The 15028-nt window shown below is 63.1% G+C and carries 11 protein-coding genes; 6 read left to right on the top strand and 5 right to left on the bottom strand.

What is annotated here, in order from left to right:
• Positions 1 to 74 precede the first annotated feature (74 nt).
• Both WKV53_RS22590 and WKV53_RS22585 read right to left on the bottom strand, forming a co-directional pair.
• Positions 75 to 386 carry a hypothetical protein gene (locus WKV53_RS22590; protein WP_341407086.1) on the bottom strand — a complete coding sequence of 104 codons (312 nt, stop codon included), beginning with the start codon at positions 384 to 386 and terminating at the stop codon, positions 75 to 77.
• Complete coding sequence (locus WKV53_RS22585; RefSeq protein ID WP_341407085.1) at positions 386 to 1177, bottom strand: DNA alkylation repair protein; 792 nt, start codon at positions 1175 to 1177, stop codon at positions 386 to 388. The genes WKV53_RS22590 and WKV53_RS22585 overlap by 1 nt, the downstream gene beginning before the upstream one ends.
• A gap of 35 nt (positions 1178 to 1212) precedes the next feature.
• On the opposite strand from WKV53_RS22585, the gene WKV53_RS22580 reads away from it, so the two are divergent.
• From WKV53_RS22580 to WKV53_RS22565, 4 genes are all read left to right on the top strand, one after another.
• The gene (locus WKV53_RS22580; protein ID WP_341407084.1) at positions 1213 to 3072 is read left to right on the top strand and encodes a M48 family metallopeptidase; all 1860 of its coding nucleotides are present in this window, start codon (positions 1213 to 1215) and stop codon (positions 3070 to 3072) included.
• Between the two features lie 65 nt (positions 3073 to 3137).
• Entirely contained in the window at positions 3138 to 4109 is a 972-nt protein-coding gene (locus WKV53_RS22575) for an alpha/beta hydrolase (RefSeq protein ID WP_341407083.1), read from the top strand.
• Positions 4110 to 4117: 8 nt separating this feature from the next.
• Positions 4118 to 6448, top strand: a complete 2331-nt coding sequence (locus tag WKV53_RS22570; RefSeq protein WP_341407082.1) for a DUF1592 domain-containing protein — start codon at positions 4118 to 4120, stop codon at positions 6446 to 6448.
• Between the two features lie 66 nt (positions 6449 to 6514).
• Positions 6515 to 7885 carry a DUF1552 domain-containing protein gene (locus WKV53_RS22565; protein WP_341407081.1) on the top strand — a complete coding sequence of 457 codons (1371 nt, stop codon included), beginning with the start codon at positions 6515 to 6517 and terminating at the stop codon, positions 7883 to 7885.
• Here the strand turns inward: WKV53_RS22565 and WKV53_RS22560 are convergent, their stop codons facing one another.
• The 3 genes from WKV53_RS22560 to WKV53_RS22550 form a co-directional block, all read right to left on the bottom strand.
• Positions 7886 to 8083 carry a hypothetical protein gene (locus WKV53_RS22560; protein WP_341407080.1) on the bottom strand — a complete coding sequence of 66 codons (198 nt, stop codon included), beginning with the start codon at positions 8081 to 8083 and terminating at the stop codon, positions 7886 to 7888.
• A gap of 117 nt (positions 8084 to 8200) precedes the next feature.
• On the bottom strand, positions 8201 to 9280 hold the full coding sequence (locus WKV53_RS22555; protein ID WP_341407079.1) for a hypothetical protein: 1080 nt from the start codon (positions 9278 to 9280) through the stop codon (positions 8201 to 8203).
• The gene (locus WKV53_RS22550; protein ID WP_341407078.1) at positions 9277 to 12195 is read right to left on the bottom strand and encodes a PVC-type heme-binding CxxCH protein; all 2919 of its coding nucleotides are present in this window, start codon (positions 12193 to 12195) and stop codon (positions 9277 to 9279) included. The genes WKV53_RS22555 and WKV53_RS22550 overlap by 4 nt, the downstream gene beginning before the upstream one ends.
• Positions 12196 to 12305: 110 nt before the next feature.
• Here WKV53_RS22550 and WKV53_RS22545 point away from each other — a divergent pair, with 110 nt between their 5' ends.
• Positions 12306 to 14201 (top strand): sigma-54-dependent Fis family transcriptional regulator, encoded by a 1896-nt coding sequence (locus WKV53_RS22545; protein ID WP_341407077.1) that lies wholly within the window; start codon positions 12306 to 12308, stop codon positions 14199 to 14201.
• A 211-nt stretch (positions 14202 to 14412) separates the two neighbouring features.
• Positions 14413 to 14985, top strand: a complete 573-nt coding sequence (locus tag WKV53_RS22540; protein ID WP_341407076.1) for an OsmC family protein — start codon at positions 14413 to 14415, stop codon at positions 14983 to 14985.
• The last annotated feature ends 43 nt before the right edge of the window (positions 14986 to 15028 follow it).

The raw sequence follows: 15028 nt of genomic DNA, 5'->3' as shown, positions 1-15028 counted from the left end.
GCCGGCTGTCGCCCCCGTGCCTTCCGAATGATGGAAGGCACGGGGGCGAAAACCCAAACGAGCCGCAGCTCAGTTCAGTCCCAGATCACCGCGGTATCATCGGAACTCGTTCCGAAGAACCATCCGCCGCAGCGTACCCATCCGCTGCGGATTTTCCCGTCAGGACTGCTGACCTTGACGCGATAGACCACTGCCCGCGAGATGGACATGAATGGCCCCTTGTCGAAGAAGGAACGCTGGCTTTCGATGATCTCGCAGCCTTCCTTGGTAGCCCATTCGCCGAGCAACTTCTCTCCTCGCAAGGTGTCGTAGATAAAATTCCCAAGCGCGACAGCCACGAAGAGGAGAACCCAAAGGACGCCAAAGAACGACACGCTCGCAATCATCAGCATCTCATCGTCTTCCGTTTCTTCCCGATCGTTCCTCGCGCCTGCACCTTACGGATATAATCGGGAGCGTGGAAGAACTCGCAACTGTTGTTTCCCAGATCCGCTTCCACGTGACCGATCTCTTCGCCGGTTTGAATGGCGAGGTTCGTGAGTGCTTTCACAGAAGAGCCGACGGAAATCAGAAAGCCGTTCATCGCATACTTCACGGCATCCGGTGCCGCGGGGATCGATTGCTTCACGCGTTCGATCAAGGACGTGAGTTCCATTAGATCGAGTTCGGCATCGTCTTTCAATGCGACGAGGCAGGAAAGCGTGGACCAACCGGCAACCGCCACGTTCGGCTTCTTTGAATCGATCCACTTCAGTGCCATCGCATGGCCATGTGGACTGCTTGATGCCACCCACGGGATGGTGGTTCCCGGCAAGCCCGCGCCATAAGCCGCGTCGGCCCAGCGTTGCAGGTCGGCCTTGGTCATCCGTGCATCGTCGGTAAGGTAGCCCGCCAAGTACATCGCGTCGTAGTTGCCGGTGGCGTAGAGCGCGAGGGCGAGCTCGTGGTCCTGCTTGATCCGCTTCCGGATCTTCTGCATGTCGCCGATCCTCACGCCGAAGTAGGGCTCCTTCACGCCATGATTCTTCATCATCATGCGCTTGATGCTTTCGCTGCCCATCTCGCGCAGCTCATCGAGGATCTCATTCACGGTGGCCATGGCGGTGATCGTCAGTGAATGACCGGGGAGTCCCGGACTCAAGGAGGAAGCAGCGAGCGGCGTTTTCCAGCTGGCCACGATCACTCATCTTCGTATCATTTCGCTGCAATTCCATGACTCAAGAGAGGTTCGATCAAATGGTCTCCGAACTGGAGACGAAATACCGCAATCGCCATGGAGCCCTCGTTCGCCGGGCTGCCTTTTACGCGATGCTCGGCTATGCGGGCCTCGGGCTCGCGCTGCTTTTGAGCGGAGCCATCTGCGCGGCGATGATCGGGCTGATTATTTTCCATCCAAGCTTCGCGACCATCAAGATCGGCCTCATCGTCGGCGTGCCGGCGGGTCTCGTCACCCTGGCCGTGCTCAAGGGCGTGTGGGTCCGCCTCAGTGCGCCGGAAGGCCTGCCCGTCACGCGCAAGGATTCACCGAAGCTGTTCGCGATGATCGACGAAATCTCCCGCCAGGCTGGCGGGGTGAATTTCCAAAAGGTCCTGCTGACCGATGACCTGAACGCCGCCGTGGTGCAGACCCCGCGGCTCGGCATCTTCGGCTGGTACAAAACCTATCTCCTGCTCGGCCTACCGCTGATGGATGCGATGTCGCCGGATGAGTTCAAGGCGGTGGTCGCCCACGAGTTTGCCCACCTTTCGAATCAGGATGGCCGGCTCGGGAGCTGGATCTACCGGCTGAGGTCATCGTGGATGCGCGTGATGAATTCGCTGGCGGAAAACGGCGCACCGGGGCCGATGATGTCATTCGTGGATTGGTTCTGGCCTCGCTTCAATGCCAGCGCCTTCGTGCTCTCGCGCAGCCAAGAGTATCAGGCCGATGCCTTCGCGGCGAAGGTCACCTCGCCGCAAGCCTCGGCCCGCGGCTTGCAGAGGCTGTCCATCGAGTCCCGTCGCCTGAGCCACCATTTCTGGGACAATGTCGGCCGCGAAACGAGCAACCTCGCGGCGCCGCCGCAGGATGTCTTCCACCGCATGCAGGCCTTCCTCGGCACCGAACCCGATCGTGGCCTGGCGACCCGCTGGCTGGCCGGTGCGCTCGCCATGGAAACGGACACGACCGACACGCATCCCGGCCTGACTGACCGGCTGAACGCGCTGGGCGTGACCTGCAACCCGGAGAACCTGCCGCCGCTTCCGGAGAAACGTGCATCCGATGAATGGCTGGACATCGCGGTTTCCAAAAACGCCCGCGATCACTTCAGCCAGATGTGGAGCAATGGCGCATCGTCACGCTGGCAAGAATTGCACCGCGAGAAGCAGGAACTGAAAAAGGAGCTCGAAGCAATCGACCCGGCACGCGAGGACGCCGCATGGCAACGGCTCGTGCTGCGCACCCGTCTCCATGGACTGGAGTCGATCCAGCCCGACCTGATCGCATTCCTGATGGAACACCCCGATCACCACATCGCCAACTACTACCGCGGTCGCTATCTCGCGGAGGAAGACGATGACCGCGGCATCCCGTATTTGGAAAAGGCTGCCGAGAAACCGGACATGACCATCGATGCCTTGGGTGCGATCGCCGGCCTTTACGGCCGCACCGGCCGGCCCGGCGAAATCGCGGCGCTGCGACGCCGCGCCGAGGGGCATGACGCCAAGATGAAGTTCGCGATGGAGGAGCGGAACACCCCGACCCTCCGCGACCATTTCCTGCCGGTCCAACTCACGCCGTCGGAACGAGAATCCCTGCTCGCCGCCATCCGGCGTCACCCCCAGGTCAAGGGCGCATGGCTGGTCACCAAGGAAATGAAGCACTTCCCCGCGTGGCGGAGTTTCTTCCTCGCGCTGGACATCCGCGGGCTCAAGGGCGAGCCGGCCATGGCCATTCTCCGACAGATCCTCAGTGACTTCGCCACGGAAGCCTACTGCCTCGCCCTGCTCCGCGGTTCGGATCATGAGCCGGTCGCGCAGCTGTTTGAAAAGGTGGAGGGCGCGGAACTGCCGATTTACAAAATCGACTGACCGGCTCCACGTTGACGGCAACAAGGTTTGACCGACCAAACCAAGTTGTCTGACATGTCGGGACCATGAGACCCATCCCGGCTTTCCTCGCCGCCGCCTGTCTGGCCACCACCCTCGCCCGGGCAGAAGACCTCACCATCGGCCCGGATTACACCGACGCGCCGGAAATGAAGGCGAAGGACGGCGTGCCGAAGGGAAAGCTCGTCCGCTTCACGATGAAGTCGGAGGACAGCAAGATCTACAAGGGCATCGCCAAGGGCCAGAAGGGCAAGGTGCCCTACGAGCGGAAGGTCGTGGTGTACGTCCCCGAACAGCTCGACAAGAAGAAGCCGGCTCCGTTCCTCATCGCCCAGGACGGCGGCTGGTACGTCGGCCAGATCCCGCCGGCGCTCGACAATCTCATCAACGAGAAGCGCGTGCCCGCGATGGTCGCGATCCTCATCGACTCCGGCGGCGGCGATGCGCAGGGCAGCCAGCGCGGCCTAGAATACGACACGGTCGATGACGTCTATGCCGACTTCGTGGAGAAGGAAGTGCTGCCCAGGGTCGAAAAGGAAGCGGACGTGAAGCTGACCAAAGACCCCGAGGCGCGCGCCACCATGGGCGGCAGTTCCGGCGGCGCGGCGGCGTTCACCATGGCGTGGTTCCGCCCGGATCTCTATCACCGCGTGCTGACTTACTCCGGCACCTACGTGAACCAGCAGTCGCCGGAAAACCGTCGCACTCCGCACGGTGCCTGGGAGTATCACGAGAACCTGATCCCCCACTCGAAGCCGAAGCCGCTGCGCATCTGGCTGGAGGTCAGCGAGAATGACAACGGTCACGACCGCGACGAGGCTTCACTGCACAACTGGGTGATGGCGAACCAGCGGATGGCCGCCGAATTGAAGAAGAAGGATTACGCCTACCAATACGTATTCGCCAAGAACGCCGGCCATACCGACGGCAAGGTGACCCGCCAGACCCTTCCCGGCGCCCTCGAGTGGCTGTGGAAAGGCTACCCCGACACCCCTGCCGCGACGAAGCCAGCTCCGTGAGCCACCGCATGCTTGCCAGAGCCATCCTTACCTCCCTGCTCCTTCCCGCCGCCGTCATGGCTGCGGAGCCGGAGGACAGTTACAAGAAGGAGATCCAGCCGCTGTTAGAGGACTACTGCTTTTCCTGCCACGGCGATGGCACGGCCAAGGGCAAGTTCTCGATGGACGACTACAAGGACCTCACGGCCCACCTGAGCGATCGCAAGCACTGGCTGCCCGTCTGGCGGAATGTCCGCAGCCAGATCATGCCGCCGTCCGACAAGGACCAGTTCAAGCCGGCGGAGAAGCGCAAGCTGCAGGAGTGGATCGAGAAAAACGTCTTCAAGCTCGACCTTGAGAATCCCGATCCGGGTCGCGTGACGATCCGCCGTTTGAATCGCACCGAGTATCAGAACGCGGTCTTTGATTTGCTCGGCGTGGAATACGACACCAAGGACGTCTTCCCACCCGACGACAGCGGCTACGGCTTCGACAACATCGGCGACGTGCTCTCGATCTCGCCGCTACTGATGGAGAAATACATCGCCGCCGCGGATGAAGTGGTGGCGCTCGCCTTGCCCCAGGGCGCTGCGGCGCAGGTCCCGCGGATCGATATCGACGGCAAGGCCTTCAAGGTGCCCTTCGACGCCAAGACCACCGGCCGTTGGCTGCCCTTCGCGAAGAAGGAAACGGTGACCGTCGATCAGGACATCCCCTACGACGGCGACTACCAGATCAAGGTCGAGTACGCCATCAAGGGCGCGACCGAGGCCACCGTGCACGAGGCGAACATGGTCGTGAAAGCCGGCGGCTCGAAGGTCGGCGATGTCTCGCTCGGCTGGGACCAGCGCCGCGTGATCGACCTCACCGGCAAGGCTCCCTTGAAGAAGGGCAAGCAGACTTTCGAAATCAGCCTGACTCCCGGGCGCCCTCCCGCTGCGGGGGAAGAGGAACTCTTCTTCACCCTTCAACGCGTGATCGTCCAAGGCCCGCTGGGTGGCGACAAACGCGAGTATGCGAAGGGCTATCGCATGATCTTCGTCGACGGCCCGGCACCCACTGAGCCCACCGCCCGCGCGAAGTACGCCCGCAAGATCATGCGCAGCTTCGTCAGCCGCGCCTTCCGCAAGCCGCTCGATGACTCCACGATCGACCGGTTGGTCGACATCGTGAACGAAGTGGACCGCCAGCCGGGAAAGGAATTCGAGGACGGCATCAAGCAAGCCATCGCGACCTGCCTCGCCTCGCCGCGCTTCCTGTTCCGAGTGGAGATCCAGCCGGAGCCGAACAACCCGGCCAAGATCGTGCCGCTCGATGAATACTCCATCGCCGCACGTCTGTCGTTCTTCCTTTGGGGCTCGGTGCCGGATGACGAGCTGCTGAGCCTCGCCTTCAATACCAAGCTGCGGGCGAACCTCCACGCGCAGATCGACCGCATGCTGCTCGATCCGCGATCGGAGCGGCTCACCGAAAACTTCATCGGCCAGTGGCTCCAGGCGCGCGACGTCGAGAACGTGCCGATCAGCGCGAAGGACATCCTTGGTCTCGGCAGCAATCGCGACGCCGCCCGCGCCTTCGATGTGCGGCTGCGCTCCGACATGCAGACCGAGACGAAGATGCTCTTCGACTTCGTCCTGCGGAAAGATCGACCCGCGGAGGAATTGATCTCCGCGCGCTACTCCTTCCTCAATGAACGGCTGGCGGGCTTCTACGGAATCAAGGGCGTCGAGGGAGAAGACTTCCAACCCGTCGATCTCACCGAGCACCCGGAGCGCGGAGGCCTGCTGACCCAAGGCAGCGTGCTGATGGTCACCTCGAATCCCACCCGCACCTCGCCGGTGAAGCGCGGCCTCTTCGTGCTGGATAACATCCTCGGCACCCCGTCTCCACCACCCCCGCCCGACGTGCCGAAACTGGAGAGCGCATCGACCGCCGCCGGCAAGAATCCGACGATGCGGGAGATGATGGAAATCCACCGCAGCAAGCCGGATTGCCGCGGCTGCCACGCCCGCATGGACCCGATCGGCCTCGGCCTGGAAAACTTCAACGCCCTCGGCCAATTCCGCCCCGACGACCACGGCAAGAAGATCGATGCCGGCGGCGTGCTTCTCACCGGCGAGAAGTTCTCGAACGTCGGCGAGCTGAAGGACGTGCTCGCCACCAAGCGCAAGGGAGACTTCTACCGCTGCCTTTCCGAGAAACTTCTCACCTACGCCATCGGCCGCGGCGTCGAGTACTACGACGCCCCGACCGTCGACCAGCTCGTCGAGCGCCTCGAAAAGAACAACGGCAAGCTCCGCGAGCTCGTCTACGGTATCGTCGAAAGCGCCCCCTTCCAGAAACGCCGCGGCGACGAGTGATCGTGACAAGCGCCACACTTTAGCCCTGTATCAAATAGTCCCCCTGACACCCGTTCCCTCGAAATCATGAGCACGTATCCCGGACTGACTGGTAGCCGCCGCGGTTTCCTCCGCGGCCTCGGAGCCGCTGTCGGCTTGCCTGCCCTCGATATCTTCCGCCCGCTGATGGCTGCCGAGACGGCGGTCCACGGACTGGCCACCACCGCCAGCGGCGCGCCCCTGCGCACCGCCTTCCTCTACATCCCGAATGGGGTGAACCTGGACTACTGGCGGCCGAATGGCACCACCGCCGGCTACAAGATGGGCGCGACCTTCAAGTCCATGGAGGCCCTGCGGGAGGACTTCCAGATCTTCACCGGCTTCGAGCAACAGTTCGCCCGCGCGAATGGCGATGGCCCCGGCGACCACGCCCGCGGCGTCGCCACCTTCCTGACCAGTTGCCAGGCTCGCAAGACCGCCGGCTCCGACATCAATCTCGGCATCTCCATCGACCAGGTCGCCGCCAATGCCATCGGCAGCCAGACCCGCCTGCCCTCGCTGGAGCTTTCCGCCGACGGCGTGCGCAAGTCCGGCTCCTGCGACTCCGGCTACTCCTGCGCCTATCAATTCAACCTCTCCTGGCGCTCGAACAACCAGCCGATGACCCCGGAATCGAGCCCGCGTGCGGTCTTCGAGCGGCTCTTCGGCGCCGGTGATGCGAAGGAGCGCGCCGACAGCCTCGGCCGCCGCTACGCCACCAAGAAATCGATGCTCGATTTCATCCAGCACGACGCCCAGGCGCTCCACCGTCGGCTCGGCCGCACCGACCAGCACAAGCTGGACGAATACCTCACCGGCGTCCGCGAGATCGAGAAGCAGATCGAGAAGACCGAGGCCATGGGCCTGCCGCCCGACCCCGGCCAGGCCGCCCCGAAGAGCGAGCCGAACTCCTACGAGGATCACCTGCGGATGATGTTCGACATGATGGTGCTCGCCTTCAAAACCGACTCCACCCGCATCTCCACCTTCCTGATGGCGCATGACGGCAGCAACCGCAGCTTCGGGGAGATCGGCGTCAATGACGGCCACCACAATATCTCCCACCACCAGGGCAAGAAGGAGAACACCGAGAAGATCGCCAAGATCGACCGCTTCTACATGGACCAGCTCGCCTACTTCCTCGACAAGATGAAGAAGACCGAGGACGTGGACGGCAAGAGCCTCCTCCACAACTCCATGATCGTCTACGGCGGCTGCATCTCCGACGGCGACCGTCACAATCATGACGACCTGCCCATCGTGATCGCCGGCAATGCGGGCGGCGCCTTCAAGCCCGGCCGCCACGTCGACCTCGGCGAAAACGTACCGATGGCGAACCTCTACCTGCGCATGCTGGAAGAGATGGGCGTGAAGGAAAAGCGCTTCGGCGACTCGACGGGCGTGCTGCGGAAGATCTGATCAGACGACCCTCCACACGATCAGCCCCGCGACGGTAGCCACGATCACGAGCGCGAAGTACCATTCCCACCGGCCATAACGAGACCGGCGGTCACCCACCCAACTCTCCCACGAATCCTGCTTCTGGGGCGTCGGGCGGTGGTAGTGCCGACGGCTGGCAACCGTGGTTCGTTTCGCAGGGGCGACCTTTGTGCTCATGACCGAAAGGTCAGCAGGCAGCCGCCCACCGCCGGCTCTCAGGCACTTTTAAACGATGATTCTTTGAGGATTCGTGCCGCAACATGCACGAATCGGATTCATGCGGGGAGCAATCGCCTACTTCCCGCTCATTTCCGCAACCAGCCGGAAGAAGCCCCTTTTCCGCTCGCTGCTGATCGACCAATCCACCGGCACGCTCTGGTAACCTTCTGCGAAGCCCTCGTCCTTCATGCGGAAGTCGAAATAGCCCCACGACGCGCCGGCGGCGGTCGCGGCGGTGAAGTGGTTCTCCGGTCGGCCGAAATCAAAGTGATCGTCTTCGTTGAAAACAATCGGCTGGCCGTGATAGCCCTTCACCTCGCGCGTTCGCTCGACCATCGACCGGATCGCTTCCGGCTCTTTCACGCCATTGCCGTGAAGCAGCAGGAAATCCGCCGCCTTCATCACCTCCGGCCCGGGCAGGTGTCCGCCTCCATACGAGGTGCTGGTCAGCAGCGGCACTCCGGCATCGGCTGAACGACGCTTCACGCGATCGATCAACTCGTGCACGCGTTCCGGCTTCAGGATCGCATGATCGTAGCGGACGTCGCACTCGTTGTTGATCTCTACCAGCACGTGGCGGTAGCCCTGCTTTATGATCCAATCCGTCGTCGCATCAGTCGCGTGGATGACCGCAGCCTCGTCTTTCAGCCGCTCGTCCTGACCGAAATAGAAGTAGCCGAGGATGACCGCCATGCCGAGCCGGTCGGCTTCGTCCAGAATGGTCTTGAGCCGTGCAACGTAGGCTTCGCGCAGATCACCCCTCTCATCGAAGGCCGAGTTGTTCCACGGCTGGTCCTTGGAATAGCCCATCGGGGACCCACCTTGAAGATTGAGCGTGAACGCCAGCAGACCGTGATCCCGCCAGTCCTTCATGGCCGCCACAAACTCCCTCGTATTGCGTTCCGCGTCCCACTTGCCAGTGTCGGCGGAGGCCCAGCGTTTTGCCGTTTCCGGGTTCAGGTCGTCGAAGATCCCCTGCACCATCCGCGAGTTCGGAAGCAGACCTTCCACCTCATGGCCGCGCCAAGTCCTGCCTTCCAACGTCGGTTTGCCATTGATCAGGAAATCTTCACCACGGATCGAAATGACGGTCTGCCCGCCCTGTGCTTCAGAGAGCAGCAGCGCCAACAGCATCGCCATCCGAGCGGGAGTCATTCCTTCTTCACTTGGGCAGGCGACATCAGGTAGCCGATCAGATCCCGCACGTCGTCGTCCGAGAGCCCGGTGAGTAGACCCTCCGGCATCATCGAATTGCCGAGGGCGGTATTGCTCTTCACGTCCTTCTTCGGCACCCGCGTTTCGACGCCGACCATGCGCAGGATCAGCTCGTCATCGTTCTCCGCGGCGAGCATGCCGGTGATCGAAGTGCCATCGTTCTTCTCGATGCGATGGAGCTCGTAGCCCTGGCCAATCAGACCGTTCGGATCGAGGACGTTGTCCAGCCAATGCCTGACCTCACCGCGTTGGCCACCGGTGAGCTCGGGCCCGATCGCCCCGCCTTCGCCGAAGAGCTTGTGGCAGGCGGCACAGGTGCGGTCGAAGATCGCGCGGCCCTTCGCGGGCTCCGCTTTTGCAAGCACCTCCGGAGTCAGCTTGCCCTGCCACGTCTCGATTAAGGCACGACGCGCGCTGGCATCCGCCGTGGGCGCGCCCCAGCGCTGGACGACTTCCTCCTTCAACGCGGCATCCTTCACCTCGCGCAACCGCGCCACGGCATCCGCAGGGACATCTTGTTGCTTCAGCTTCATCGCCGCGAGCCACTCCAGCAGCCGCGCGCCCTTGCCCTCACGCGCGGCGATCCGGGAAACGGCCATCTTCTCCTCGGTGGTGAAGCCTGCCACACGGTCATTCGCCGCTTCTTGATCCAGCAGCGCAGGCACCGCCGTAATCGCGGGAAGCCGCAGCAAGGGATCGTCCAGCAAGCCCGCGAGGCGGTCTTCATCCTTCTTTTCGAGGAACGTCGCCAGCAAGCGCAGCGAATCCAACCGGTCCGCCGCCTTGGCCTTGCGATCCTCCACCTTCTTCCACAGGCGGCCGATCGCCTGCTGGCCGCCGCTGCGCTCGGTGAGCGCGGAAACCTTGGCCTTCACCGCAGCATCACCGGGCAGATTCGAGATCAGCTCCAACTGCGGTGCCGACAACCGCTCCTCCGGCTTTTCATCCAATCGGCCGGTCAAGGCATCCAGCAGAAGGCCCGTCTTTTTCCCGGCCATCGAAAGCGTGTCCACGAGGGCATTCGGAGTTTCCAACCGTCGCGCCGTCCATTTCACCAAGCGCTCATCCGGGCAGCTCAGCGCAATCGCCATCGCACGCGATTCATCCCGCGGCACCTGGCTCTCGAAGCCGAACCAGAACATGCGCGTGAGATTCGGATCCGCCTTTGTCATCTTCGGAGCGATCCACCGGGCGAGATCCATCGAAAGCTCGCGCGGCAATTTCGGCAGCGCCGAGCAGAGCGAAAGCAGCACCACCGGCGAATCCTCTTTCGACGCGAGCTTCAGCCAGTGGCTGCGCTCCACGCTCATCTCCGACTGCGCCGCCAGGCGCACCGCCCACGCACGGACATTCTCGTCCGCATCATCCAGCGGCAACGTGCTCCGGTCTAGCAATCCACACGTCGACAGGCACCACAGCGCCCGCAGCCTGCGGGTCGCATCGGGATGAGTGCGCACCGTCTGCACCAGGAACTCGCGCGCCTCCGGATCCACGGCACCACCCTTCGCGACCCGCTCCTGTAGCACGCGGCGCGCGGTGCGGAGCTCCCATTCATTGTGCTCCACCTGGAGCTTCACGAGGTCCACATCGGAAAGCTTCGCCATGTTCCCCTGCCACGGCTTCACGTCGCCGTGGCGCAGGCGATAGACGCGGCCATTGGTCCGGTCCCAGCGCAGCGGATCGGTGCGATGGCAGCTCGTCTCATCGTGCCAATCGGTGAAATACAGAGCGCCATCCGGCCCCGGCTCGATCGCCACGCCGAGGAACCACTGGTCATTCGTCAGCATCACGTCGGCCGAGTGCTTGCCGGTCCAACCCGAGCCATTCCGCTCCAGCACATCATTGTTCATGCGGTGGCCGTGGATGTTGAAGAACAGCGCACTGCCGCGCATCTCCTTCGGGAACTCCTCGCTCAGACAAATCGCGAAGCCGCTGTGTGCATGCCCGCCACCGGCATCCGCCACTTCCTTCGAGACCGGCGTCTCCTTGCCCCAGTGCGCATGATCCTTGATGTCGCCGACCCAGTGATGGTGATCGGCGATCGTTTCGAGCGGCTCGTAGATGAAGGGATTGAAATGCGAGCCCGCCTGCCGCTGGTAGTAGCCACCGGGAATGATGTGCCACAGGTGCGGGATCACGCAGGCCTCGCAAAAGGCCTCACCCCAGTCGTTGAAATCGAGCCCCCATGGATTCGAAGTGCCCCAGGCGAAGACCTCGAACTTCTGAGTGGTGGGATGATAGCGCCAGATGCCCGCATTGATCGGCACCCGCTGGTCATCCGGCGTGCCCAGCTTGCCAACATTGGAACGAGTGAAGACGCCATGGCAGCCATAGAGCCAGCCATCCGGTCCCCAGATGAAGGAGTTCAGCGTCTCGTGGGTGTCCTGGTAGCCAAAGCCATCTAACAAAATCTGCGGTTCCCCGTCGGCGCGGTCGTCGCCATTCGCATCAGCCAGGAACATCAGGTTTGGCGCCGCGCCCACGAACACCCCGCCGAAGCCCGTCTCAATCCCGCTGACTAGGTTCAGCCCGTCCGCGAAAACCTTGCGCGTCTCGAAGGTGCCATTCGCATCCGCGTCCTCGAATATGACGATGCGATCCTTCCCCTCACCGTCCTTCGCCCGCGTCGGATACGTCAGCCCCTCCGCCACCCACAGCCGCCCCCGGACATCGATGCACATCGCGATCGGCTGCACCACGTCCGGCTCACCGGCGATGAGGTCCACGCCAAAACCCGGCGGCACGGTCATCTTGCCAGCCGCTTCTTTCACGGGGTTGCCATTGGCCATTCCGGTCTGCGGCTCGGCGGAAACCGGCACCACGAGGGCTGCGAGGAGGATCAGTGTGCGACGCATTCAACCGGATACCGCACCATTTCCGGGCCACTTTCAACCCCGTTCGACGGGCACCGGCGTGTCCCACTGCCGGATTGATCCTCCGCCGTCCCTCGTTCACCCTCCCGCCAATGACCTCCCCCGCCATGGCCACCGACGATACCCGCGCGCTCCGGCTCGTGATCGAGGGCACCGTCGCGGAGACCGGCTCGGAGTTCTTCCGCGCGCTGGTGAAGAATCTCGCCGAGGTCATGGGCACCGCTGGCGCCTGGGTGACGGAATATTTACCCGAGACCAATCGCCTGCGAGCCCACGCCTTCTGGCTGCATGGTGCTTTCCTCGACCACTTCGAGCACCCCATTCCCGATACCCCGTGCGAGGCGGTGCTGGTGGAAAGGAAGCTCGTTCACTATCCCGACCGCATCGTCGACCTCTACCCGGACGATCCCGATCTCAAGACACTGAACGCGGTCAGCTACCTCGGTGTCCCGCTGTTCGATGCCGCGGGCGAGATCATGGGCCACCTCGCCGTGATGGATACCAAGCCGTTGCCGCACGATCCGCGGCTGGTTTCCCTGTTCGAGATCTTCGCCGCCCGCGCCGCCGCCGAATGCCGCCGCCTGCAAACCGAGCAGCTTCTCCGGGCTCGCGAAGAACAGGTGTCCGCTTTGTTAGAGAGCGCGATGGACGGCATCGTCATGCTCGATAGCGAGCTGAAGATCGTCCGCGCGAATCCGGCTGCCGAGAGACTTTTCGCCTATGAAGCGAAAGACCTCATCGGCCAGGAGGCCAAGTGGTTCCTCGCCGGTGACTGCGCCCGGATGCTGGATGGCTTCACCCGCGATCTTGCCGCCGGTCAGCAGCGCTGGATTCCCTCCCAGCTCACCGTGCTGCGCGCCGACCGCAGCCGCTTCCCGGCCGAGGTCACGCTCTCGTGCTTCGAACGCCGTGGCGACCGTTTCTTCACGCTCATCCTGCGCAATATCGATGAACGCCTCGAAGCCGAGCAACAGATCGCCCGGCTTTCCTCGGAGGCCGAGTATCTGCGCGATGCGCTCGCCGAGGAATCCGGCACCGGCGAGCTATTGGGAAAGAGCCGCGGGATGCTCGAATTGAAGGCCGCGATCCAGCAAGTCGCCGCCACCGATGCCACGGTTCTGGTCAATGGCGAAACCGGCACCGGCAAGGAACTCGTCGCCCGCGCTGTGCACGTCTCCAGCCCGCGCAAGCACAAGCCGCTGATTCGCGTCAACTGTGCGGCCATTCCCGGCACGCTCATCGAGAGCGAATTCTTCGGCCACGAGAAAGGAGCCTTCACCGGTGCCGTGGCGAAGCGCGAGGGCCGCTTCGCGCTGGCCGATGGCGGCACGCTCTTCCTCGATGAAGTCGGCGAGCTGCCCCTCGACTTGCAAGCGAAGCTCCTGCGCGTGCTACAGGAAGGAGAGTTCGAGCCGCTCGGCAGTGCGAAGACCCAAAAGGTCGATGTGCGAGTCGTCGCCGCCACCAATCGCGACCTATCAAAAATGGTCGCCGAAGGAACCTTCCGCGAGGACCTCTACTATCGCCTGAATGTCTTCCCGCTGGTCGTCCCGCCACTGCGCGAGCGTGGCCAGGACATCGCACTGCTCGCTTCCTCTTATCAGGAACGTTTCGCCAAGCGCATGGGACGGCGTGTCGACCCGCTGCATCCGGAAGACGTCCGCCGTCTCACGGCCCATGAGTGGCCCGGGAACATCCGCGAGCTGCAGAATGTCATCGAGCGCGCCCTGATCCTCAGCCCGTGCAGCCGGATCGACCTGCGTCACGCCATGCCGGTGACAGCGGTCGAGATTCCCGCGGCAAACGAGAACGATGCGACCCGCGTGCTCACCGCCACCGAGCTGGCTGAAGTGGAACGAGCCAATCTCAAGCGCGCTCTCGAAGCGGCGAAGGGAAAGATCGCCGGCAAAGACGGCGCGGCCACCTTGGTCGGCATCCCGCCATCGACCTTCTCGTCACGGATGAAGGCGCTGGGGATTGAGCGATAGCCCGTCGCAAACGAGATCCCGCGATCCGCCCTCGCGAAATCTCGCGACTCACGGAAATTCGTGAGCGGCCCCGCGATTCCCCGAAAATCGCTTACCGTTCTCCATCAATGCCTTCTGCGCATGACACGGCCTTGGCACGTCTCACGCAAATGGATTCCCGCAACCGTGCCGACTCATTCCGGCACGCCAACCGAACCAAACCAAGGAATCCATGAAGACCAACACCACCACTGTGAACGGCATCGACACCCAAGCCCTGCTCGGCGCGATCGAAGCCATCCGCAATAATCCCGCCGAGGCCCAGAGCAAGTGGCATGTCACCTCGCATTGGAAGGGCGGCACCCGCTCGGAAACGAAGGTGAAGTCCAGCCAGCTCGGCAACCAGACCATCGCCAAGGACTTCACCATCGGCATCGATGAGCCGCTTGAGCTCTGCGGTACCAACCAGTTCGCCAACCCGCAGGAATACCTGATGGCCGCGCTCAATGCCTGCATGATCGTCGGCTACACGGCGCTCACCGCACTGGAAGGCATCGAGCTGGAAGAGCTGCGCATCGAGACCGAAGGCGAGATCGATATCCAGGGCTTCCTCGGCCTCGATCCCTCGGTGAAGCCGGGCTACGACCACTTGCGCTACACCGTGCACCTGAAGGGTGACGGCACCCCTGAACAATTCGAGCGCATCCATCGCACTGTGATGGCGACCTCGCCGAACTACTTCAACGTGGCCAATGCCGTGCCGCTGAAGTCGAAGCTTGTGCTGGAGTCTCCTGCCACCGTGTAACGGCCGCCTGACGCACCCGCCGCGCGCGCCGTTCGCTTCCGAC

Source organism: Luteolibacter sp. Y139 (genome assembly GCF_038066715.1).
In the GTDB taxonomy this organism is placed as follows: Bacteria; Verrucomicrobiota; Verrucomicrobiia; order Verrucomicrobiales; family Akkermansiaceae; genus Haloferula; species Haloferula soli.
This window is presented reverse-complemented; position numbering and strand designations above follow the sequence as displayed.

Bases quoted from the DNA above. Each gene is read 5' to 3' on its own strand.
- WKV53_RS22590 (WP_341407086.1), bottom strand. From the start codon at position 386: ATGATTGCGAGCGTGTCGTTCTTTGGCGTCCTTTGGGTTCTCCTCTTC.
- WKV53_RS22580 (WP_341407084.1), top strand. From the start codon at position 1,213: ATGACTCAAGAGAGGTTCGATCAAATGGTCTCCGAACTGGAGACGAAA.
- WKV53_RS22575 (WP_341407083.1), top strand. From the start codon at position 3,138: ATGAGACCCATCCCGGCTTTCCTCGCCGCCGCCTGTCTGGCCACCACC.
- WKV53_RS22570 (WP_341407082.1), top strand. From the start codon at position 4,118: ATGCTTGCCAGAGCCATCCTTACCTCCCTGCTCCTTCCCGCCGCCGTC.
- WKV53_RS22565 (WP_341407081.1), top strand. From the start codon at position 6,515: ATGAGCACGTATCCCGGACTGACTGGTAGCCGCCGCGGTTTCCTCCGC.
- WKV53_RS22560 (WP_341407080.1), bottom strand. From the start codon at position 8,083: ATGAGCACAAAGGTCGCCCCTGCGAAACGAACCACGGTTGCCAGCCGT.
- WKV53_RS22555 (WP_341407079.1), bottom strand. From the start codon at position 9,280: ATGACTCCCGCTCGGATGGCGATGCTGTTGGCGCTGCTGCTCTCTGAA.
- WKV53_RS22550 (WP_341407078.1), bottom strand. From the start codon at position 12,195: ATGCGTCGCACACTGATCCTCCTCGCAGCCCTCGTGGTGCCGGTTTCC.
- WKV53_RS22545 (WP_341407077.1), top strand. From the start codon at position 12,306: ATGACCTCCCCCGCCATGGCCACCGACGATACCCGCGCGCTCCGGCTC.
- WKV53_RS22540 (WP_341407076.1), top strand. From the start codon at position 14,413: ATGAAGACCAACACCACCACTGTGAACGGCATCGACACCCAAGCCCTG.